Here is a 22584-nt window from a genome sequence, read left to right on the forward strand (position 1 = left end):
TAGATGACTAGGCAAGGCAGCGATTCGTGAAATCGTCTGCCTTTCCTTTATGAGGAAATTCTCTTACCGTGATGAGCGAAATATTACACGCCCTGGGGATTCTTCCTGATTAATTCGCGCATATACTCGCAGACAAGTTAATACTTCGCCAGGAATACCACCACAGTCTAGTTGTAAATCATCTTTGGATGAACCACAGATATCCGCATAAAGTCCCGACAATTGGCGAATTCGCACTTCATTACCTGTATTAATAGCCTCATCAGCGACTTTCTTCAAAATGCGCCGTGATTCATGTTGTAGCTTTCCCCACCAAGAATAGCGTTCAGCCGGTGGTACGAATACTAGGGAATGTATCGCTTCGTCCATGTCAATCCAGGCACGAAGAATTGACAGGGGATCAGTGTTTTTCTCAGCTTTTTGGGTGCGTTGGAAGCGATCGCTTAAAGCATCAATATATTGATCGCGCTGTTCTGGTTTGCAGTGTAAGGAAATGACATCAAAGCTAAAAACGCTCTTTAAAGCATGATGTAAATCTGGGTCTATTTCGATAAAATTCATATATAAAAATAGGAATGCTGCTGGTAAATCGGATACATTACCTTGGGGAATTTTAGAAGTTGAAAGTGCCTGTTGATACAAGGTTAATCCTTGAGCTTGAACAGTACCACTAAGTCCAGGGTAGATAATTTCATCGCGGATAAAGGGAAGTTGATAGAGGTTAGAATTATCTGCGATCGCACCAACTTCTTGGGCTAAATCTAAAGTGCGCGATCGCCAAGTTGCAGCTAAATCTTCTGGTACTCGCAGCAGTTTGCGTTGAATCTCATTCCACAAATCAGAGTCCGTTGTACTTTGCAATTGGGAATTACCCAGATAATAATTAAGTTCTGAGTCAGAATCGAAAGCTTCCCGCAGGTGACTTAGTTTTAAATCCTCTGGCGGATCTTCCCAACCAGTATTTTGCTGTGGAGGTGCAGGTTCCAACAGGTTATGAAGTTCTTGCAGCACCTCATCGCATATTTTAGATCCTGGATCTAGTGGTAATTCTGCGCGAGCCTGATTTAAAGTCGCCTCTAGTCCATACAAACTAAACCGCAGTAACTGGGCTAACTGTGAGTTTTCTATCTCTAATAATTGACGCAAGTGCTGCATGAATATCACCTCCAAATATTTTTATAGCGAATTAAACTTGGTAAACCTTTGCGCCCCTACCCTACGGGAAGGTGAAGCGCCTATGCGTATACTCCGCGCCCCTCTGCGTTTAAAAATCTTAATTTTTTCAACACAGAGGAACATAAAGGTTTAATGCAAGAGTTAATGTATACCGCAAAATGGATCGCGTTCCTTATCAACTTCATTGGGCTGCAATTCTAATTCAGCAATATAAATACATCCCTCTTCTTTTAGGCATTCTTGACTGTTTGATGTCCAATAAGGTACTTCACCAGCGTGCATCCGTAGGATACCTTGGTCGTCAAGAGTTACCCGATATTGGCAAGGGTAATCTGTTGTCACATCTGGTTTGCTGAGTGCGCCAATTCTTATCCATTTTTTGCTGTTGGTTTGGGCATCTGTTTGATAAATATAGAAAGTGTGCTGGCCAGTTTGTGGGAAGGGAGGTAAAGGATTACTAATTAACCCAATTCCTGGTTCTGTCACACCATCGCGCAGATAGTGAAATTTTTGGAACAATTTACTACCATCATTTCCTACTTCAAACACAAGATGATAGGCATCTGGTTGATCGACAGTTGCGGACTCAATAACATTAACTGCAATATCACCATCATTTAAATCTTTATTTAAACGCTCAACGGCAATATTCCAGTTTAATTTACCATCAGCAAATAGCGGTGATGTTTCTGAAACAACCGATTCCAAATCAATGCCAGGAATATCAATTAAATAATGGGGATTTCCCTGACAAAGCAACACATTAAATTCAAGGGTTTGGTCAATTTCAAACTGGACTTTAATTTTTTTCAGGAACTCTGCTTCTTGCATTCCCAATTTATTCATGAGGTTTTTGCCGTCAAAGCTACCCCATAATCGTAAATCTCCATCTTCGTAGTCTTGACGGTAAATAATATTAGTTAATTGGATTCCTTGCCATGCAGTCCGAACTTTGGCGACACTTTCCCAAGGTGCGAGTTGATATAGTTCTTGTCCAGCTTTAAATATAGTTAGTAAATCGTTACTTTGGGTTTTACGTTTGAAGTTGCAAGGCAAATAATAAAACAGGTTTTTGACATCAATTTCTAGTTGGTTAGCTCCCTTACGCAGCAAGCTTTTAGACTCTTCTGGATCGAATCTCAATCTTCGCAGTTTCTCGGCATAGCAAGCACCGGCAGAGGTAGCTAATTTGGTAAATTCCAACACAAAGGTAATTCGTTCTGGATTCCACACAAAATATGGAGATTTACTAAATTCTTGGTAGATTTGGCGCTGCACTATGTCTAAATTACAAGTTTTTCCAGACAAAATTAACCAATCAACTTTTTGGGAATTCCAAGAATCTTTGATGAGATCATCGGGGCGTAAGCGACTTTCCATCAATCCTTTGGCAATACCGATCGCTTCTTTAATTCCTGAAACGGCGGCTCGTTCAAATTGCTGGTTATCTAGGGTGACACAGATACTATTTGGATCTTTGACTTGCAATTTAACGGCGCTTTGAGTGAGCAGTTCGGAAATTTGTTGTTCGGAAAGTGTGAAGGTTAATAGAGAATTATCTACTGGTGGCTTTTGCCCAAGTTTAAGTTTAGCAGCTTCTGCATAATCCCAAAGGATATAAAAGGATTGCAGGCGTTGGGGTGTTTGTTGCCAACGAGTGGGTAATACTTTTTCGGCAGTATCTAGGGCATCTTTGTAAGCAATATCACCTTCTGGATTCTCTTTATCTAGACATTTTAAAAGACTGCCACTTTTAAATTTGCCTTGTTCTAAAAAACGCTCGTTTAACTCAGAGCTAATTAAATCTTCTAGCTTTTCGCTTTCAATATCACCTGTTGTTACTGCTGTCAATAAAAAGTCTGCGATCGCAACTTTTAATAATCTAAAAATTCGCAGTGTAATTAATTCACCACCTAACTGTAAATGACCAGATGAGCCTAATAGTTTGGGAGTGAGTTTATAGTAACGTCCTCCTAAACCCCGGTCTTCATAATCAGCAAAAGTAGGGGTTTTATCTTCTAAAGTTAGTTCAATTAAAGCTAAGTCTGTGGTTCCGCCGCCGATATCCAAAACGAGGACATTTTGTGACCATTTATTTCCGACTTGACGGCAACGAGTTTTGAATGACTCGATCCCAATATTCAGATTACCGCCAAATTCTCGCCATAAAAAGAATATTGCCACAGAAACGGCTTCATCATAAGCAGTTTGGACATCATCGATCCCCAATTGCTCAACAAATTCCTTAACTTCTTTGCGAACAACTGGTGGGGCGACAGTGGGATAAGTGACAACTGCTGTCAAAAAAGTTCCTTCGGAAAATCTACGTTGGGCGCGTTGGCGGTAATCTTCAGTTAACTCGATTAAATGCGCCCAAGCAGATTGAATCAGTTGATTTGCAGTAATTATTTCTTCTTTACCATCCAAAATAACTGAAAACGATCGCTCCTGACCAAAATAGCGCTTGGGTGAATGGTGAAACCTGCTGATAATTTCCTTTAAAGAACCACTTGTACCTTGAGCGATCGCTTTTTTGCGATTATCTCTAGCTTCCCTACCCATCCGCAGTTTTAAGTCCCCTAACTGCGAAATTTCTAACTCGCTGGGAATTTCCGTATCGCGGCGATCGATATCCAGCACAACTGGGATCAGATTTTGCGACTCTAGAGTAGGAACGCGGAACACCTCATGATAGATTTGGTAAAGTTTTTTGCTGACAGCACGGCGAAACCTCTCGCTGTTTCCTAAAGAAAGCTCAATTTGGCGAATTGCTTCTAAAAATCGCTCTTTATTATCACTTTCAAACACTTCACTTAACTTTGTTGGCTCTATCTCTAGGTTTTTGCTAATTTCGGTGATGAACTTTGCCCAATCATCATCGCTGACATCTGGTAAAGCGACTGAAGCGGGAGAACTCAGCCATTGTGATAAGCGATCGCGCAACCGCATTTCTTGTTCTTTTGGGAGAATTTCTGCGATCGGTACTTCAATCGGATCGAAAAGTGTAACTGTAGAGTTCGATGTGCCAAAATCTAAAGCAAACCATCCCGGAAATCTTTTTTGTTGTTTCTCGCTTGGTTCGCGATCGCTATATTTATTGAGTTGAAAAGGGTTCATTATAGTATCACTTTCTGTTGTTTGTTTTATAGCTGGCTAAAAACTGTAATGTTGTATCATAAAATTACAAATTTAGAGAATCTTTGGTCTTGTACCATTGATTCTCTTTAGCACTGGCTTTTTTATTTGGCGCAATATCTACGTGGGCTACGCTTTTATATGAAAGGGCGTAGGCGTAGCCCAAAGTAGGCATTGGTATGAATTGCAAATTTATAACCAGTAATTGTTGTGATTATTCAGATGCAAGTCTTACTTGTTCGATGGTTAAATTAAGTAATTGGGCAACGTCTTCCATCGACATACCAAGAGCTAAGAACTGAGGGACAACTTCAAGTTTTGCTTGTTCTCGTCCTTGTTGTATTCCTTGTTGGATTCCTAGTTCTAGTCCTTGTTCTAGTCCCTCTTGTTTAGCTTCTTGATAAACTCTAGTTTCTTCTAACTTAACTCCTAACATAGCCTCTACCTCTTCACGACTTAAGTTGGCAAATTTATAAACTGCAATCGTTGTGATTACATCTATTATCTCTTCCTTAGCTAAAACAGTTATCTGTTCTTGTTGCACCCGCTCAATTAAACGTTTCGCTTCTTGCACCATTTGAGTATCTGAGGCAATAGTTAACTGCATCAAACTGATACCTACTTTTTGCTCATCAGGACTACCTAACTCATCTAAATAAATCCGTTGTACTTGGGAACTGTTCAGTAACGATCTGTGAATAGTAGTCTTTTCTGGTTCCAAGCTGCGAGACTGTAAAATAATTACCCCGTACCAGTCATCGTAAAGCGACGGGTTACGATACATATACAGCATGGATTCTGAGAAAAACCGATGGTACAGTAACTCATCTTTTTGGAATTGCACCTCAGCAAAAAAGATCATTTGAGATGTTGCATCAGGTGGAGGTAAAAATACCCCATCAATCCGAAATGTTGGTTCTTTAACTTCAACTGATTCAAAGCGATAGCTACTAGCTTCGGCTGGTGGCTGTTCTACTAACTCGAAAAACAATCCTGGGACACGTTTGAAAATTGCATAAAAAATCGCATCACGTCTCACAAATACATCCTCATAACCGTAGCCGAACGCAATCAGTCACTTTCTGATAGAACTTACGCAAATTATCTCTGAAACTCTGATTTCTCCGTGTCCTCCGTGCCTCTGCGGTTCGTTATTCCGTAACTCATGCGTAAGTCGTATCTCAGTTAGCTTATCTCAAATCATCTAAGTAAGAAACAGCAGCAAGTTCTGAAATAATCTGCAACCAAGTAGGAATCGCTATCTCAGTTGGTAAGTCCCCAGCTGCCAAATATCTCAGCAAAGTTTCTTTTTTTGAAAGGTTTTGCAAACTAGGAATAATTTGATCCAAAATACCTGCTATTTCCGAATTAATTTGCTGATTAACTTCGCTAACATACTGCACAAGATGGAGACTAGCGCTAGCAGTGATTTCATCTCGCAGCCGCAGTACTAAAAGTTGGTGATTGCTCGATCTAGGTAAACCTTGGCTTTTTTCTGGTGCCCAGTCAAAGATTTGACCAACGTTGTGTTTCTCGTCTTGACGTGCTAAGGGAAAGATGGTTTCAGGTGCAACTGTTTTATCTTTACTAGTGATTTCCGAGATGATTGCTTCTTTCCATTCGTTAGGATCGCATCCTAGTAATAATTTGTAAAAGAGATCGGCATCTTCAAAACCAAATTTTTCTTCAATTTGTTGTTCCATATCTGGATGGAAAAATACCTGCAATTGTTCGCGTTCTGGGGCTACATAATTTGACAATTGGTTCAACAAATCTACCACTGCTTGATGAATGCGATCGCGGGCAAAATCTTCTACTTCTTTAACAGTTTTCTCAAAGACTGGATAAAAATCATCGCTTTTAGTTGGAAGGGAAGTATTTACACGGTTTCCTCGATCAAATAATTTCCCGGCTGCACCTTTAGATTCTGCCAGCGCGATCGCTCCATTGTTGGCTTTGTTGAAGAGTAAAGTCCACTGGTTCCAATTGAGGATTCTAAAAGTGAGTTCGTCTTTAACTACATCACTGACGACAACACCGCGCCGATCTTTAAGTGGTTCTGTCCCTAAATCTTTTTGAAAATTCCTGTAGATTTTATCCAAGCTTTCGACGACAAAGCGCAACTCGATAAAGGCGGGACTGTCTCCTGTAGGGATGCCTTGCTCATGAATTTCATCTATGATGTCCTTCAAATGATCTTGTTGCTGGCTCACAACATCAGCTGCTCTGCGAGTATCTTCATAAAGTTGCTTCAAACCATGATTTGCTACGTGGGTTTGAATCAATTCCCGCAGCTTACTAAGTCCTCCATCTTGACCAAAGTAACCTAGCTGTTTGCCTAAATTACTGCGGGGATCGGTGTCTAATAGCCGTTCACTTAATAGCTCCCATTTATCTTGTAGGCGTTTAGACCGATCTAGGTAATCAGGATAGTCCAAGTTAGCCAAAAAATCTGGTGAGCCTGCTTTGACTGTACTAGAACGTTTTGCTAATTCAGCCAGTCCCAACAGTGGCGACAGTAAAACGATGCGGTCTTTTTGGCTTGTAAAAGCCTCTGCACCATCAATGGTAGTTTGCAGAACTTTGAGTTTTTGGAAAACGGTTTCCTCTTTTAAATGGCTATCTTCAATCAGGTGGTCAAGTTCTCTTTCGCCACCTTCACTGTCTAGGGGGAGTTGGTCGAAGCGACCTACACCTACGAGAATTAAATCTTTCAGGTCTTGTCCTGGTCGCTGCTGCTGCATCATGGTAAAGATTTTATTGGCGCGATCGCTTCCAGGAGATTTACCATTTAGCAATACCAAAATTGTTTGTACTTCTGCCAGTTCCCGCAGTGACAAAAAGGTATCCCTAGCTCCCGAATTAGCAGCCCCCAATCCTGGAAAGTCGATGAGAATAAATTTCGCTGCACCTGTAAAATCCCAAATTTCCCGTGAGATTTTTACATCGATATCTACGCGACGGATGAGTGGAAAGCTATTTTGCAATAACTTTGTTGGTAGCCTCTGGGGTGGACTTGGTAATCGAATATGCGCTGGCGGTAAATCCTCAAATTTTAGACTTTGGATCGCCATTGGCTGTTCAACCAGCTGTAGCCCTTCGCGGGCGGTGGTAGCATCAATCTGGTAGTGCCCACCACACATCACTTCCCCATAAGCTTGATAAGCCCGCAGGAATAATACCAACTCCCGGAGTAAATAACGTAGCTCCAAATTGTTGCTACTATTCCAAGCCTCCTCACACCAGCTAATAATATCTTTGCCAGAGTTGAGTTTCGATACTGGTATCGGAGGAAGTCCTGCTGCTGTCGTGCGTTTATGGGCTTCCCCTAGCATGAAGCGTAGACACTCATGTACCCCTTCGTGAGAAAGATACTCTACAGTGAAATTACTTAATTGAGTAGTTGCAAAGTCGTCTTGCGGGATGATATGTATTGCGGTAACATTACCTGTAGTGGGGTTTTCACTGACTGGTAAAGCATCAGCATATCCAATTAGACTGCCTAAAAGTAAAGTTTTTCCACTACTGAATTCCCCCATCACCCCAATTTTGACAGGTGAAGTTGCCAAGTCTACAGTTTTCTGGGCTGCTGACCGCAAATGCAGGAGACAATCATCAAGACTAGCTGGAACCCAATCTTCTTGTTTTGAAGGGTGCTGGGGCACAGAATCTATCTTTCGGAGGATGAATTCGCCGTACTCCTTAAAACGGCCCAGCTTATCTGGTTCCATAAAGTAGTTCCCGCCTAACATGAATTTCTGTGAGCTTTATAACATATAAAATAGGATCGCTAGCCATTGTTATAACGTGTTGATATCACATTTAGCATCTCTCTCATTTAATTTGCGATTTTGGAATGAAGCATTTTGAACAGTCAAGACAATCTTGAAAAATCGCGTTTTTCAGGAAAAGTTGAAAAGAAATTCGGAATAAATAAAGTAAATTTTTATACGCATAATGGCTGGGAAAACCTTAGTATATATATGGGTATTAAATCCTTTTAAACCAGTGAGTCTCAGAGAATTTCTAAAAAAATTAGGTGAATATAATTTGCTACTACACAAGCAAAGTTTACCTATACGGAAAACGTGAAAAATCAAAAATTTCAAACTCACGGAAGTGGGTTTTGTATTTTGACTCCGGCTCCATCGAGCGAAGTCGAGATGCTCAACACAAGTCTGTATAGCCGTCACTTATAGTCACCAGGACTTTAATTCATGCTGAATTCTTCTTGAGAAAAAATCAATATTTATTTGATATGAAATTATGGATTATTATGAATTTCTGATAAAGATGTAATCGTCTCATAGCAACTCATATAGTTTTTGTGAAGCTAAATAAGGTTTTGAGCTATGTGATTACATAGCTCAGATGAATTTCAAGGTAATTTTAAAAATAAACATAGTTAAATAATTTTACTGGCAGATGAATATTTTAAATTTCACCAAAAATGCTGAAGTTAATCTTAATGATAACTTCAGCATTTTTTTAATTTATTTACAAGAGAAAAGCAATTCTTGGAGATATAAAAATAAATAAAGTATTAAGATAAAATAACAGGCCGCAATCAAGATGATATCCCTTTATTAACAAACTCTATTTTCAGACATTTACCTTAATAATTTAGGCAGAGCAGGCAGGCAAAAGTGTTTTCTAAAAAGGTGCAGAGCTACATTAACCAAATCATGGTTCAAGAGGAAGTAATACAACATGATGAAAAAGTATTTTGCCAGCAGGCAGACACTTCTCCTCTGATGATTTGGATGGCTGGATGTAATGCACTTTATTACTACTTAAATTCAAATTGGCTGGAATTTACTGGAATCCATCTCAGAAAAGGCGGGTCTGCATCTGCTCGACGAGAAGAGATAAGCAATATCTGGGCTAGTAGCGTCCATCCAGAAGATCGACAACGATGTAAAAATATATACTTAAAAGCATTTGCAACCTATAATTCTTTCCAGAGGCAATATCGCCTGCGTCGGTCTGATGGCAAATATCGCTGGATTTTAGATACAGCTGCGCCACGATTTTCAGCAGATGGGAGCTTTGCGGGTTACATCGGTTATTGTGTGGATGTAACAGAAGTGCGATTACCCCTAAGAGAAGACTGCTCGGCATCTACAACTTCATCTCGTCGTCTTAGTAAATTAACAGAACAAAAACAAGCGGCATTAAAAAAAGCACAAAAGCAACTACAAGCCGAAACTGCAAAACGCCAAGTAGTTGAATCACAGTTACGCCAAAAAACATCAGAATTTACAGCGATTTTGCAAGTGCTTCCTGATTTGTACTTTCGGATCAATGCTGATGGAAGTATTCTGGATTACAAACCAGGAAAGATTGAGAATCCGTATATTTCAACAGAAGATTGTCAGGGCAAGAGTTTGCGAGAATGCCTACCGACTGCTATCTGCGATCGCTTTCAGCAAGCAATAACTCAAGTACTGGAAACTCAATCTTCAGTCAGTTTTGAATATACCTTACCGTTCTCACAAGGGAATCATAATTTTGAAGCTAGGTTATTGCCGTTACCAGACCAGCAAATCATAGTTCTTGTCCGCGACACCAGCGAAAAAGCACAAACAGCATTAATAGAAAGCGATGCCAAGTTTCGCACCATTATTGAAAACGCTAATAACGTTATTTTTGCGCTGACACTTGAAGGGATATTTTCTTACGTTTCTCCTAACTGGACTGAAATTTTTGGGCATGAGATTGCAGAGGTTGAAGGCCAATCTTTTATTCCCTTTGTGCATCCTGATGATGTGTCTATTTGTGCAGATTATTTCCAAAAAATTGCGACAACAACCGAAAAGCAAGACGCAATTGAATATCGGGTAAAACACAAAAATGGCAGTTGGCGATGGCATACAACCAACTCATCTGCTATTAGAGATGCTAATGGTAATGTTATAAACTTCGTTGGTATTTGCTATGACACCACCGATCGCAAACAAGCAGAAGTTGCACTCAGAGAATGTGCCCAACGCGAAGCATTACTGAATCGTCTTTCTAACCAGATTCGAGCTTCCTTGGATCTCAATTATATAGTGGAAACCGCAGTGCGGGAGATCCGTGACTTATTCCAGATTGATCGCTGCGCCTTCTTTTGGTATCGGCAAGACGCTGATATTACCCATTGGGAGAAAGTATACGAAGCGAAAAGTTCCTTTTTACCCTGTCTAGTTGACGAGCAAGAAGCAACTAGTGCAGAAATCGAACTCATCGCCGCCAAAACCTTGAATAGAGAAATTATCCGCATTAATGATGCTGAGACTTTAGGCGATGGCACTGCACGGCTATTTTTGCGGAATTTTGGTTTCACTGCCTTTATGTCGCTACCTGTACATACCAAATCTGGCGAAATCGGCACATTTAGCTGTGGTTCTTGTGGTGGCTTCCGGCCTTGGCTAGACAACGAAGTAGAATTATTACAGGCAGTTACAGTGCAAATAGCGATCGCTATTGACCAAGCTAAACTCTACACCCAAAGCCGCATTGCTGCTCAAACAGCCCAAGACAAAGCCCAGCAACTAGAAGCAGCATTACTAGAACTTCAACAAACCCAAGCGCAACTTATTCAAACCGAAAAAATGTCCAGTTTGGGACAATTGGTTGCAGGTATTGCCCACGAAATCAATAATCCCGTCAATTTTATCTACGGCAATATTAGCCACGCCCGTGAATATACCAAAGATTTATTGCACTTAGTAGAACTTTATCAACAGAGTTACTGCCCACCAACACCAGATATTCACGAACAAATCTACAACATAGATTTAGACTTTCTCAAGCAAGATTTGCCGAAAATTCTGGATTCTATGAACATGGGAGCCGAACGCATTCGGCAGATAGTCCTATCTTTACGCAATTTTTCTCGCCTTGATGAAGACGGCACGAAAGCAGTAAATCTTCATGAAGGTATTGATAGCACCTTACTGCTGTTGCAAAATCGTCTGAAAGCCAAACTAGGACATCCCGAAATCCAAGTAATCCGAGACTACGGCAACCTACCACCAGTAGTTTGTCACGCCGGACAGATGAATCAGGTGTTTATGAATTTGCTGGCAAATGCGATCGATGTTTTAGAAGAGTCATACCCTGCGGGAAGGCGAACCGCCTATGTCAGTAGTCATACCCTGCGGGAAGGCGAACCGCCTATGTCATTAGTAAATAACTCTAAACAAAGGATAAACAACCAAGGACAAATAACTTCTCCTCAGATTCGCATTCGCACCTTTATCAAAGAAGACCGTGTAATCATTAGCTTTGCAGACAATGGCCTAGGCATGACTGAAGAAGTACGCAAACGCTTATTTGACCCCTTCTTTACTACAAAACCTGTAGGTAAAGGGACGGGTATGGGCTTGTCAATTAGCTACCAAATTGTTGTCCAAAAACATGGTGGACAAATCCAGTGTATTTCAGCACCAGGAGAAGGTGCAGAGTTTGTCATCATGATTCCACTACATGAGCAACCTTCAACATAAATATAACTTTAATCTTTTCTTAACCAAAAAGTTAACCTATTGGTTGTTAACTAAGATTAATTCACTTTTTGCTGCAACATTTGACCCCCCAAAAACCTAAAATTTACAGGAATTGGGGGGATTATTTGTACTATTATGGGGGGTTAGGATTAGAAATATTACACTTTAAGTAAGTTGTCGCAAAAAAAATCCAAGTATATTACGAAATGTAAATAGGCTTAAAATCTTTACTAATGACAAAGGACAAATGACAGCCTTAGCCAGTTAGCTTTAATTGCGCCGATCTATTTAATTACTCTGTAATGGTAGTACTATCTTTGCGTCGGCATAGCCCAACCCAGGCGATCGCACCCTTAAAAAAATCCCTGAATACAAGTAAAGTAGAAGGCTGGGATGATACAACCCCAAAGTCAAAATAGTATCACCTACACACGCGTTATTCATCTAAGTCACGTGATTGACATAGATATTCCCCAGTGGCCTGGAGATCCGACAGTAGAATTTGAAACTGTAGCTGAACTAAATAATGATGGCTATTACCTCCGACGTTTAACTTTGGGGGAACATAGCGCTACCCATATCAACGCTCCTAACAGCTTTCATAGCTATAGTATGGGAATTGACCAATACCCCGCCCAATCTTTGGTTGTACCTGCGGTGGTCATAGATATTCGTCAAGCCACAGCCGTGAATTCTGATTATGCCCTGACTATTGCTGATGTTGTGGCTTGGGAAGAAGAATACGGCGAGATTTCTCAAGGCTGCGTAGTTATACTGAATACTGGTTGGCAAAAAAAGTGGTTTGATAAAAGTGCATTTCTAAATCATGATGCTCAAGGTATTGCTCATTTTCCAGGGTTTGGTAGCGATGCGACTCAATTCTTATTGAAGGAACGGCAAATTGCTGGGGTAGGAATTGATACTCATGGTGTAGACCCAGGACAGGATAACACTTTTGCTACTAATCGTTTGGTATTGGAAAAACCGCGTATTGTTTTGGAAAATCTCACCAATTTGGATCAGTTACCACCCAAAGGTACTACTCTAGCGATCGGGATTCTGCGGTTGCGTGGTGGTTCTGGCTCTCCTGTGGGTGTCTTGGCGTTAGTGCCTTAATTTTTATACCAATTTTTTAAACTTGAGGATAACCTAGAAAGCAAGCAAACTTAGTACAGCTTTGTGTAAAATCTTAGCGTTTTTTAACGCAGAGGAACGCAAAGTAAACGCAAAGGTACGCAGAGTCTTGCGAAATTTTCTTGGCTTATTGTTTCTTTCTTTGTGTTCTTTGCGTCCTTTGCGGTTCGTTTCTCATATAGAAGTGGTATCAGTACACAAGTTTCACTCGATCATCAGCCGGGGATTTTTAAGATGACAACTCCGCTATCTTGCCGCAATTACATCGATGGTCAATGGTTAAATGCTGTAGGGGAAGCAACTTTAGAAAGTCGCAACCCTGCGAACAAAACCGAAATCGTTGCCACATTCCCCCGTTCCCAAGTTAATGATGTAAATACAGCAGTAGCCGCAGCCCGTAAAGCCTACCGCAGTTGGCGCACAATCCCGGCCCCAGCTAGGGCAGAATACATCTTTCGCGTCGGGGAAATATTACTTCAGCATAAAGAAGAACTTGCCCAGTTAATCAGTCGGGAAATGGGTAAACCTCTGACAGAAGCTAGGGGAGATGTGCAAGAAGGTATTGACTGCGCCTTTTATAGTGCTGGCGAAGGACGGCGACTATTTGGGCAAACTACACCATCGGAAATGTCTAATAAATTCGCTATGACTGTGCGAATGCCTATCGGAGTTTGTGCCTTAATTACTCCCTGGAATTTTCCTGTAGCAATTCCTTGCTGGAAAGCTATGCCAGCTTTGGTGTGTGGTAATACAGTCATCCTTAAACCTGCTGAAGATACCTCCGCCTGTGCAACTAAATTGATTGAAATTTTCCAACAAGCAGGTTTGCCACCAGGAGTAATTAACTTGGTGCATGGTGTAGGAGAAGAAGCGGGGAAAGCTTTAGTTGAGCATCCCAATGTAGATTTGGTATCGTTTACCGGTTCTTCAGAAACAGGTGCTTTTGTTGGCGCTACTTGTGGACGCACTCACAAACGTGTCTGTCTGGAAATGGGTGGTAAAAATGCCCAAATAGTGATGGAAGATGCCGATTTGGAACTTGCCTTAGATGGTGCGGTGTGGGGTGCTTTTGGAACAACCGGTCAACGGTGTACGGCTACTAGTCGCCTGATTTTGCATCGTGATATCAAAGAAAAATTTACCGCCATGCTTTACGAGCGTACTAGTAAGTTACGCTTGGGTGCTGGCACTGATACCGACACAGATATTGGCCCGATTATCAATGCAAAACAACTCCAACAGGTAAGCAAGTATTTGGATATCGCCCGTGAGGAAGGTGCAAAGGTTTTAATTGGTGGAGAAATTGCCAATGAAGGCTCATTGAAAAATGGTTACTTCTTTCAACCAACTATTTTGGATGATGTAACTCCCGATATGCGAGTTGCCCGTGAAGAGATATTTGGGCCAGTGGTGGCATTAATTGAGGTTAGTTCCTTTGAGGAAGCGATCGCAATTCTCAACGATAGCAATTACGGACTTTCTTCTTCAGTTTACACCCGCGATATCAACCGGGCTTTTACTGCCATGCGTGACATCGAGGCAGGTATCACCTATATTAACGGCCCTACTATCGGCGCAGAGGTACATTTGCCCTTTGGGGGTGTGAAACAAACCGGTAACGGACACCGCGAAGCTGGAACTACTGCAATGGATGTTTTCACAGAATGGAAAAGTGTTTATGTTGACTTTTCTGGAAGTTTGCAACGCGCTCAGATAGATAACCGCAGTTAATTTAGTAATACAGCGATTTTCAGTTGAGTACACCATTTTCAGTTGAGTAGACCATTTAAAAAGACCTAACCCCCAGCCCCTTCCCTACAAGGGAAGGGGAGTAAGGCTTTTAGAAGAGAGAATCTAAATAGCACGCATTGGATTGCAAAATTTGTAGTATCCCCTTGACATTATGTAGAGCTTGTATTACATTTGTAGTATGAAAAGAAAAGCCTCCTCAAAGGCAAAACTAAAACCTATCAGAAGCTAGACAATTGCATAGATGCTACTGTTTGGGGCCGCGATTGGTGTTCGACTGCTCCGAAGCCAACAAACGGACGGTTGCAGGATTCGGGTTCAATTCCCGACGGCTCCATTTGCTTTGACTTCTATTGAAGGTTGCAATAACCTCACTTAGAGCATCGCAATCATCCAAACTTGGGTCTGTAGCTCTAACGGTAGAGATCCCGGATGTCACTTGTGCCCTGACAGAAAAAGCTTACATACTTGCTCAATGGTAGAGCGATCGTCTCTAAAACGATAAGTTGCAGGTTCAATTCCTGCGGTGTTACCACAGCTTTTTCAACTTGCATGAGGTGTGAGTGTAACTCTCACAGGGAGGGTATCGGTTCAATCCCGATCAGATCCACTAATACGAATTCGTAATACTCGCCAAAAGCGAGAAGCAAGCTACGTAATTCGTAATTCGTAATTAAAACAAGAGGTGATTGGAATGGTTCATATTCGATTTGAAGGACGTTCTGTTGATATCCCAAAAACCCAATTGGGAATTGCAGCAGGGATGAATGATGTGGCGGTGAAGGAGCGGGTTGCTCGGCATTTAGATGTGAATAGCGATCGCCTCTCTGCTTACATAATCGATCGCCGTCCCAGTGGTGATTTGATTATCCGCCCTGAAGCTGTCTATGGTTAAAGAATTTAGTCTTCTGTGCCCCGACAGAAGAAGCATACATACACATTTATAACGGCCCTAAGGTAGTAAAATTCGAGCGATCGAATAAGCGAAGCATGATTTCTAAATCTCTCGCAGATTTAGCGTGCGTGCCCACTGCTAATATTTGGTAAGAGCGGCCGTAAGCTGTAAAAAGCTTCTTGAACTTGCACGGAACGATTTAAGATTTAAGACTTAATTTCGCGCCCTAACTTGTAAAGCCTACACACTCTCCGGCAACGGAATGCAGGTTCAAATCCTGTCGCTCCCTTTAATGGGAGCGTAGCCAAATTGGTATAGGCAATTGTGAAAACTGCTTTGCTAACTTGTGCGGAATTTCAATTATTTGAATTGTATTTATCTATAACTTTTACTCAATACGGAGGTGAGTTCAATGATGTTAGCTAACTCATGTTTAATGACAAATCAATTAGTACAACTGCATTTAAACAACGTGAGATATGAGCGAACATCGTTTGAGCGAGATTGTAATTGAGCGTCCTCGCGGTGGAAGGAGAATTAGCCTCAAAAAGGTGACTGGCTTTAAGAAGCAATTATACAAAATCACCCAGGATACAATTCAGGATGGATTGTTGAATCCCTACCTGATTAAACCAATAAATAAATCTAAGAGCTTGTCATGTAACAACCTTGCCTCTTTTGAGCTAGAAATGCTTTCTCAGTAAGCTTTCTAGATAATAAATTGTAAAAGTTGTTTCTTGACAGGCTCTAAGTATCTTTCAGATCATCTCGGCCCTCTGCGTCGGTTTTTGCGTAGGCGTAGCCCGCCGCAGGCATCGCAAGTCGGACAGCCTTGGAATGACGTTTACAGCCAACTGTGTCAACGATTAGATCCCAGTACAATGGCAGGACAGCATGTTATCGGTCATGTGTGGGGCATGTGGAAATAATTGATGGTGGTTTCTATCGCAAGTCTTATCGAGGGTATGGAAGCCAGCTAGATACAAACCATCGCGATCGCTTCTATATCCATCCTGAAACCGGAATTCTTTGTGCATCTGAGAAAGTACCTCGAAAGCAAAAGCCAAAGCAGGAACAAACTGATATTGTCATCATTGATAATTATCATCAATACCAGAAGCTAAACAAGATTTGGTATTTAATTACCTTTGAAGATTTGCCATGGCCACCCACTCATTATGTAAAGGATGCTGTCAAAGGTGTTATTCATCGTTCTGTAGCATATACAGGTCGAATGATTTACGCTGTTAGTAAACAGCAGTGTAACAAGAAAGAAATTCGATTTATTTTAAATCAACTTTCTAAAATCTCAATTTTTCACTTCGTGCCCTAACTGAAAAAGCTTACATACTAGCCGAATGGTAAGGCACTTGAGAGATCAAGCAACTACGGGTTCAAATCCCGTGTGTGAATCAACAGCTTTTTCGACTTGCATGAGGTGATCTTATTTCACTAATGATTTATGGCAACTTCTCTTTCGCTCTTTTTTCGTGTCTTTGTTGAGTTGCAAAAATTACTTTTTTAAACGAACCGCCAAGGACGCATTCGCGCAGCGTCTCGTTAGAGAAGGACGCGAAGTTGAAGAAAAAGACAGAGAATTTCACATACTAATCAGGACTGCTACATAGAAATTCAAATTTATCGGCAGTTGTTGCCGCGCCCCGATCGCAGAAGCTTACATAACTCTGCACAAGTTATACATGATGCTTCTACAACTTGCGCGGTGACTTGATCGCCCCGCGTGCAACATCTGCCTCCTCATTCATCACAACTAGAGGAGGTTCATAATGAAAACCGCAGAACGTGACCTGCGTTTGGAAATGCTCAACAGTTTACTCACAACTCCTCACCGCAAGCTTGAGCAAGTCGCAGAAATTCATCAGTTAATTGTTGAACTCGATCCCATTTTCTACGGACATTTGGCAGTCTGGTATCAGCGTCATGGTGATGTCCGCGACCACAAGGAGGTGTTTGTTGCTCATTTATTAACCAGCAATTTAATTGAACACCGAGATGCTGGATTTATGATGCTGCAAGAGTTTCCACCCTATCAAGTGGCTCGTGTAGTGGACTTCATGAAGCAGCAGCAAAATAAACTGCCTCGTTCCGCCCGGACTGCGGTACGGCGTTACTTGAAGGTACGGGAGAGCAATCCGGCTCTGTTTGATCGCGCTGCGCTCAGAGGTCGTAAGGCAATGAAGCACTTATATGCTTCACTGCACATCAAGCCAAATGAACGGGCAAATGCGATTCTTTTCCGCGATACTCCTCCAGAGGGTTCCTTAGCAAATGTGCTGAAGCAGCTTGCTAAAGCAGAAAATGCCGCAGAACAGGCACGGCTGATTGTGGAGTTCAAAATTCCCTACGCGATCGCAATTGGTGCAATCAAGCAACTTACACCAGTTGTCTTGGTAGCGTTAATCAACAGCATGACTCCTCAAGAGGCGATCAATAACCTCAAGTCTCTCCAGACTAGAGGTGCAATGGATCACCCACAAGTTAAGAAGCTGATTGATTCCAAGCTAGAAGCAGCGTCTAAGAGTACGCGTGTCTCAGCATTCAAAGCACAGATTGCCACAGACGCAGGAGATTTTGACGCAGACACAGTTGCCCAACTGGAAAAGGTGACAAACGAACAGGTGAAACGGCGTGGTGCGATCGCTCGTCCAACTGCTTTATTGGTGGATAAGTCTGGTTCAATGGAAAATGCGATCGCGATCGGTAAACAACTCGCTGCCCTAATCTCTGGTATCACTAAGGCAGAACTGTTTGTCTACGCCTTTGACACCATTCCTTACGCTGTTACAGCAAAGGGCAAGGAGTTGAGCGACTGGGAGCGTGCCTTCCAGCACATCAATGCAGGTGGTGGTACTAGCATCGGCTGTGCATTGGAAGCAATGCGGAAGAAGAAGCAGGTAGTTGACCAGATAATTTTGGTTACGGATGAGGGCGAAAATGCAGCTCCTTACTTCGGTGAAGTTTACAAGAACTACTGCCGGGAGTTGGCGATAATGCCCAATGTGGTGATTGTCCGTGTGGGTACTCATTACAACTGGGTGGAGACTCAACTGAAGCAGCAGCAAGCACCTGTTGATACATTCACTTTCGCGGGTGACTACTACAGTTTGCCGAATCTGGTTCCACTCCTGACGCGCCCCTCTCGTCTCGATTTGCTGATGGAGATTTTGGATATGCCATTGCCTGTAAGAGAGGATAAGTAGAGTGTATCAGGGTGCGTTATAATTACTTGTAACGCATCCTGATGTATAACTGAGAACTTAGCTAATACGTCAAGTTTTAGACTTTAATACTTGTATGGCTTTAAATCCTTCTATTGTCTGACTGAAGAATACGATAGGAATAATTAAGCCGACTGGTTTACCAGTTTGAAACATATTGTAAATGCCAGTTAAAAAATTTAGCAGCATAAATCCCACTGCAATACCCAACGCAATTTGGGATTTACGTTGTACAAAAAAACCTAGAACTAGATAGAGTAAACCAGAAGCTAAACAGGAAATTCCCAATATTACACCTTCAGGAACTCGATTTACAGCTATCAATACTATGATTCCTATAAAAGTACTCAAAACTCCAACTGCATAAATTGCACGGTAGGCAGATGACAACTTTTTTCGGTACTCTGATATTTGTTGTGTTTGGCTAGTCACGATTTTAAAATTTATTTTGTCAATTGAATTTTTACTTAATAAATACAAGTCTACTGTCCTTACTGGATTCATCTAGTCATAAAATTTAGAAATCGGGAAAAGCTTTTTTCTTCCAAGTATGGGAAATTTTTGTGTATTGACGCTCTAGTTCAGCAGTTGCACAAGTGAGTGTACGTACTTTTTCCTCAACCTGACCTAACTGTTTCATAACACTAGCAGCGAACCATAATAGGAAGAATGAAAATACCCCTGCAAAACCTTGATTAAGAATATAAACGATGCCACTAATAAATGCACCAACAAATAAAACTATTTGAGCCAGCGCTCCATACATATTAAGACGCACAAGGTTTTTATAATCTTCTAATGATTTTTCATTTGCAATTGTTGTATTTTTTTCTATAAAATTCTCAAATTTAGCTTTCACATAGAAAGATATCACAATCGATAATAAGCACATTCCAATATATGCAAAATGCAAAAACATTGTTTCACCTAATGAAAATAGTTGTCTAATTGCGGTTTGACTAAAAACGTATGTTTTTTTATATACTCATTTGCTGACAATAATCTTGGGTAATTATGCGTAAAGAGAGATAATTATGTCTGATATTCGTAAACTAATTAACCAAATTGCGATCGCACAAGCAGAATTGTCTACAACCCAATTTCTTGCGCCCTGTGTCAAAGGTGGACGAGTTCGCACACAGGTAGCTGGGATGATCTACACTTTCACGCCAAAGCCTAGTAAATTTGAAGGTTGGGGCATCTTTCAGCCTGTGGATGAAAAAACAGCAACGGTTATAGAAGAAGCAGACTTACCCCAGATTGCGGAATACCTACAACACTTTCCCCAAATACGACTGCGGTTAGCACATCAACTGCAAAAACAAACTTGGTTAGCATACCCTGTAAATGAAGTAGATATGCGTCAACGGTTGAAGGTAGTTAAGCCGATCACAGTCCACTTAGTTACCGAGGGCGTTATCTTTGAGCAAATCATTGCCCGTTGGAATGGACAGTCTTGCTGGTTTGAGGAAGTCGATCGCCGTACCGATCCGGCAATTTCTGAAACTCTGCAATCTGCTGTTAAGCAACTCATTCCTGTTGAGGAATTACAGTTTAAGGGCATTACTCCAGAAATCCGCACCGTGTATGAATTAGCAACTCGGCGCATTGAGGGCTTTACTCAACCCCAACAGGATGAAAAGCGACTGAAAAAGGCTTTGCAAATGGGTGGCGGTGAATTAAATCAATTCCACGATCGCGGCGATTATTGGACAGTCGATTGGACAACTACTGATGGTGTTCGCCATAGTAGTGCGATCGCTAAAACTGATTTGACTGTTGTTAGTTCTGGCATTTGTCTGAGTGGACGCGATCGCGATTTTGACTTGCAATCCTTAGTAGGTGTGATGGAAAAACAAGAGTAATAAAGACAATGAGCATCTTTTTTCACGAACAGCTTTACCGCAGCAATGCTGTGATGGCAAAGCTAAAGAACTATCCTGTAACAATTTGTGGCGCTGGAGCATTAGGAGCTAACATTGCGGAAAACTTAGCTCGGTCTGGTTTTGATAAACTTACAGTCATAGATCGCGATCGCATTGAGGAGCGTAATCTTTCGACTCAGCCTTACTACCGTTCTGATGTTGGAGCATTCAAGGCAAAAATCTTGGCCAACAATTTATATCGAGCAATTGGTACTAAAGTTGATGCGAAGACAAAGGAGTTGACATCAGCAAATACAACTCAATTACTCAAAGACAGCCAACTAATTATCGATGTCTTTGATAATAGTGTGGCACGTCAAGCAGTGAAAAATTATGCTGAACAATTAAGCATTCCTTGTCTTCATGCTGGACTATCGGCTGATTATGCAGAAGTGATTTGGAATGATGTTTATCGCGTTCCTTCTGAGGTTAATGATGATGTCTGTGATTATCCGTTGGCACGAAACCTAGTAATGTTAACCGTTGCAGTGGCGTGTGAAGCGATCGTTTCATTCATTGCGACAGCAGAACAACATAACTTCAGCATCACCCAGAAGGATCTGACTGTTCAATCTCTGTTTTTGTAGATTGCGTAGACGCTCTTAGCCGCTTGTCACAGACATCGACCATCAATCAGGATTTACCAAACTCTGCGGATTGAAGTAAAGAGCAAATAACAAAACATTCAGCTTACGAATTAACTAGCTAGATAGCTGTGTATCTTATCCTTATGTCTTCTTAGACTACCCAAAGCTTGTTGCTCTATCTGTCGAACTCGCTCTCGACTAATACCCATCCGTTGACCAATCTCTGCTAAAGAAAGTTCATTTCCATCTGTTAAACCAAAACGTAAAGTTAATATTTCTCGTTGCTGAGGATTTAATTTTAACAATAAATTTTGAATATTTTGTTGAAGAAACTTCTGTTCAGCATATAATTCTGGGGAGAGTCCATTATCCTCCAACATATCTTGTAATTCTATATCTTTGTCTGAGCCAACTCGTAATTCTAAAGAGACAGGTTGACGTGCTAAAAGTAAATAATCTCGAATTTGTTTTGGATCTAAAGATAGTTCTTCGGCGATATCAACTGCGGTAGGAGTACGACCTAATTTTTGAGTGAGTTCACGTTGAATCCGCTTGATTTTGTTCAGCTTTTCTGTAATATGAATAGGCAAGCGGATAGTACGTCCTTGTTCAGCGATCGCTCGTGTAATTGCCTGGCGAATCCACCAATAGCCATAAGTTGAAAACTTGTACCCTTTAGTTGGGTCAAATTTCTCAACTCCTCGCTCTAAGCCTAAACTTCCTTCTTGAATTAAATCAAGAAAATCTAGGTTATGTCTTTGATATTTCTTAGCAATAGATACTACAAGTCGCAGGTTCGCCTGAATCATTTTCTGCTTGGCTTGTTGCCCTTGATGTAGCTGTTGTAGCAGTGAATTTTCACAAATATTTATATTTTCAAACCACTCTTGTTGTGTTGGTTGACGTTTTAATTGAATAGCTAATTTTTCTTTTGTAGCTAGTAAAGCCATCATTTTTTGAACTTGCTTGGCGAAATTAATCTCCTGCTCATAAGTTAATAAAGGTATCCGTCCAATCTCACGAAGATAAGTACGCACTGTATCAGCAGTATATAAAATTTTCTCCTTTTTATTACTTTCTTCTAGATATTTGTAAGATAGATCATTCATAGTTATTTGAACCTTGAAAAATATTTGTTGGTTTAGAGGATATTTTAAAAATCTTCTTGGCAGTAGCAAAACGTTTTGTATTCCCTTAAATTCAGGCTACTTGCTTCGCTTTTATCCTAATTTCACTTTTTACTCAGCACTC

Annotated in this window: 19 protein-coding genes; 10 read left to right on the forward strand and 9 right to left on the reverse strand. The window is 41.1% G+C overall.

What is annotated here, in order from left to right:
- Window positions 1–63 precede the first annotated feature (63 nt).
- The 4 genes from V7K69_RS17650 to V7K69_RS17665 form a co-directional block, all read right to left on the reverse strand.
- Window positions 64–1155, reverse strand: a complete 1092-nt coding sequence (locus V7K69_RS17650; protein ID WP_335036562.1) for a hypothetical protein — start codon at window positions 1153–1155, stop codon at window positions 64–66.
- 162 nt (window positions 1156–1317) lie between these two features.
- Window positions 1318–4293 (reverse strand): molecular chaperone, encoded by a 2976-nt coding sequence (locus V7K69_RS17655; RefSeq protein WP_335036564.1) that lies wholly within the window; start codon window positions 4291–4293, stop codon window positions 1318–1320.
- A 232-nt stretch (window positions 4294–4525) separates the two neighbouring features.
- A complete protein-coding gene (locus V7K69_RS17660; RefSeq protein WP_335036566.1) occupies window positions 4526–5350 on the reverse strand; it encodes an Rpn family recombination-promoting nuclease/putative transposase in 825 nt (274 codons plus the stop codon).
- Window positions 5351–5501: 151 nt separating this feature from the next.
- Complete coding sequence (locus V7K69_RS17665) at window positions 5502–8042, reverse strand: proteasome protein (RefSeq protein WP_335036568.1); 2541 nt, start codon at window positions 8040–8042, stop codon at window positions 5502–5504.
- Between the two features lie 954 nt (window positions 8043–8996).
- Here V7K69_RS17665 and V7K69_RS17670 point away from each other — a divergent pair.
- The 3 genes from V7K69_RS17670 (at window position 8997) to V7K69_RS17680 (ending at window position 14669) form a co-directional block, all read left to right on the forward strand.
- Window positions 8997–11804, forward strand: coding sequence for a PAS domain S-box protein (locus V7K69_RS17670; protein ID WP_442936155.1), 2808 nt, complete (start codon window positions 8997–8999; stop codon window positions 11802–11804).
- A gap of 393 nt (window positions 11805–12197) precedes the next feature.
- Complete coding sequence (locus V7K69_RS17675) at window positions 12198–12920, forward strand: cyclase family protein (RefSeq protein WP_335036573.1); 723 nt, start codon at window positions 12198–12200, stop codon at window positions 12918–12920.
- 252 nt (window positions 12921–13172) lie between these two features.
- On the forward strand, window positions 13173–14669 hold the full coding sequence (locus V7K69_RS17680; RefSeq protein WP_335036575.1) for an aldehyde dehydrogenase family protein: 1497 nt from the start codon (window positions 13173–13175) through the stop codon (window positions 14667–14669).
- Window positions 14670–14934: 265 nt separating this feature from the next.
- Here the strand turns inward: V7K69_RS17680 and V7K69_RS17685 are convergent, their stop codons facing one another.
- Together V7K69_RS17685 and V7K69_RS17690 are read right to left on the reverse strand one after the other, a co-directional pair.
- Window positions 14935–15126, reverse strand: coding sequence for a hypothetical protein (locus V7K69_RS17685; RefSeq protein WP_335036577.1), 192 nt, complete (start codon window positions 15124–15126; stop codon window positions 14935–14937).
- Window positions 15101–15241, reverse strand: a complete 141-nt coding sequence (locus tag V7K69_RS17690; protein ID WP_194044144.1) for a hypothetical protein — start codon at window positions 15239–15241, stop codon at window positions 15101–15103. Before V7K69_RS17690 ends, V7K69_RS17685 begins: the two co-directional genes overlap by 26 nt.
- Before the next feature lie 140 nt (window positions 15242–15381).
- Here V7K69_RS17690 and V7K69_RS17695 point away from each other — a divergent pair, with 140 nt between their 5' ends.
- The 5 genes from V7K69_RS17695 (at window position 15382) to V7K69_RS17705 (ending at window position 18803) form a co-directional block, all read left to right on the forward strand.
- Window positions 15382–15582: a hypothetical protein gene (locus V7K69_RS17695; RefSeq protein ID WP_335036579.1), complete on the forward strand. Its 201-nt coding sequence runs from the start codon at window positions 15382–15384 to the stop codon at window positions 15580–15582.
- A 479-nt stretch (window positions 15583–16061) separates the two neighbouring features.
- Window positions 16062–16286 carry a hypothetical protein gene (locus V7K69_RS32985; protein WP_442936152.1) on the forward strand — a complete coding sequence of 75 codons (225 nt, stop codon included), beginning with the start codon at window positions 16062–16064 and terminating at the stop codon, window positions 16284–16286.
- A gap of 33 nt (window positions 16287–16319) precedes the next feature.
- Window positions 16320–16511, forward strand: a complete 192-nt coding sequence (locus V7K69_RS32990; protein WP_442936153.1) for a hypothetical protein — start codon at window positions 16320–16322, stop codon at window positions 16509–16511.
- Window positions 16493–16915: a hypothetical protein gene (locus V7K69_RS32995; RefSeq protein WP_442936154.1), complete on the forward strand. Its 423-nt coding sequence runs from the start codon at window positions 16493–16495 to the stop codon at window positions 16913–16915. The genes V7K69_RS32990 and V7K69_RS32995 overlap by 19 nt, the downstream gene beginning before the upstream one ends.
- Window positions 16916–17369: 454 nt before the next feature.
- Window positions 17370–18803, forward strand: a complete 1434-nt coding sequence (locus tag V7K69_RS17705; RefSeq protein WP_335036581.1) for a vWA domain-containing protein — start codon at window positions 17370–17372, stop codon at window positions 18801–18803.
- A gap of 69 nt (window positions 18804–18872) precedes the next feature.
- Here V7K69_RS17705 and V7K69_RS17710 read toward each other — a convergent pair whose 3' ends face one another.
- Complete coding sequence (locus V7K69_RS17710; RefSeq protein ID WP_335036583.1) at window positions 18873–19253, reverse strand: hypothetical protein; 381 nt, start codon at window positions 19251–19253, stop codon at window positions 18873–18875.
- An 85-nt stretch (window positions 19254–19338) separates the two neighbouring features.
- Window positions 19339–19680 carry a hypothetical protein gene (locus V7K69_RS17715; RefSeq protein ID WP_335036585.1) on the reverse strand — a complete coding sequence of 114 codons (342 nt, stop codon included), beginning with the start codon at window positions 19678–19680 and terminating at the stop codon, window positions 19339–19341.
- A gap of 175 nt (window positions 19681–19855) precedes the next feature.
- On the opposite strand from V7K69_RS17715, the gene V7K69_RS17720 reads away from it, so the two are divergent.
- Together V7K69_RS17720 and V7K69_RS17725 are read left to right on the forward strand one after the other, a co-directional pair.
- The gene (locus tag V7K69_RS17720) at window positions 19856–20686 is read left to right on the forward strand and encodes a hypothetical protein (RefSeq protein WP_335036587.1); all 831 of its coding nucleotides are present in this window, start codon (window positions 19856–19858) and stop codon (window positions 20684–20686) included.
- Between the two features lie 8 nt (window positions 20687–20694).
- Window positions 20695–21333 (forward strand): HesA/MoeB/ThiF family protein, encoded by a 639-nt coding sequence (locus tag V7K69_RS17725; protein WP_335036589.1) that lies wholly within the window; start codon window positions 20695–20697, stop codon window positions 21331–21333.
- A gap of 110 nt (window positions 21334–21443) precedes the next feature.
- Here the strand turns inward: V7K69_RS17725 and V7K69_RS17730 are convergent, their stop codons facing one another.
- Entirely contained in the window at window positions 21444–22442 is a 999-nt protein-coding gene (locus V7K69_RS17730) for an RNA polymerase sigma factor, RpoD/SigA family (protein ID WP_335036591.1), read from the reverse strand.
- Window positions 22443–22584: the final 142 nt, after the last annotated feature.

It is taken from the genome of Nostoc sp., assembly GCF_036917775.1.
Classification (GTDB): Bacteria; Cyanobacteriota; Cyanobacteriia; order Cyanobacteriales; family Nostocaceae; genus Nostoc.

Excerpts from the sequence above, each read along its gene's own strand:
- V7K69_RS17650 (WP_335036562.1), bottom strand. The coding sequence starts at position 1,155 with ATGCAGCACTTGCGTCAATTATTAGAGATAGAAAACTCACAGTTAGCC.
- V7K69_RS17725 (WP_335036589.1), top strand. The coding sequence starts at position 20,695 with ATGAGCATCTTTTTTCACGAACAGCTTTACCGCAGCAATGCTGTGATG.
- V7K69_RS17690 (WP_194044144.1), bottom strand. The coding sequence starts at position 15,241 with ATGCAAGTTGAAAAAGCTGTGGTAACACCGCAGGAATTGAACCTGCAA.
- V7K69_RS17655 (WP_335036564.1), bottom strand. The coding sequence starts at position 4,293 with ATGAACCCTTTTCAACTCAATAAATATAGCGATCGCGAACCAAGCGAG.
- V7K69_RS17705 (WP_335036581.1), top strand. The coding sequence starts at position 17,370 with ATGAAAACCGCAGAACGTGACCTGCGTTTGGAAATGCTCAACAGTTTA.
- V7K69_RS32985 (WP_442936152.1), top strand. The coding sequence starts at position 16,062 with ATGAGCGAACATCGTTTGAGCGAGATTGTAATTGAGCGTCCTCGCGGT.
- V7K69_RS17730 (WP_335036591.1), bottom strand. The coding sequence starts at position 22,442 with ATGAATGATCTATCTTACAAATATCTAGAAGAAAGTAATAAAAAGGAG.
- V7K69_RS17695 (WP_335036579.1), top strand. The coding sequence starts at position 15,382 with ATGGTTCATATTCGATTTGAAGGACGTTCTGTTGATATCCCAAAAACC.
- V7K69_RS17675 (WP_335036573.1), top strand. The coding sequence starts at position 12,198 with ATGATACAACCCCAAAGTCAAAATAGTATCACCTACACACGCGTTATT.
- V7K69_RS17720 (WP_335036587.1), top strand. The coding sequence starts at position 19,856 with ATGTCTGATATTCGTAAACTAATTAACCAAATTGCGATCGCACAAGCA.
- V7K69_RS17670 (WP_442936155.1), top strand. The coding sequence starts at position 8,997 with ATGGTTCAAGAGGAAGTAATACAACATGATGAAAAAGTATTTTGCCAG.
- V7K69_RS17665 (WP_335036568.1), bottom strand. The coding sequence starts at position 8,042 with ATGGAACCAGATAAGCTGGGCCGTTTTAAGGAGTACGGCGAATTCATC.
- V7K69_RS17680 (WP_335036575.1), top strand. The coding sequence starts at position 13,173 with ATGACAACTCCGCTATCTTGCCGCAATTACATCGATGGTCAATGGTTA.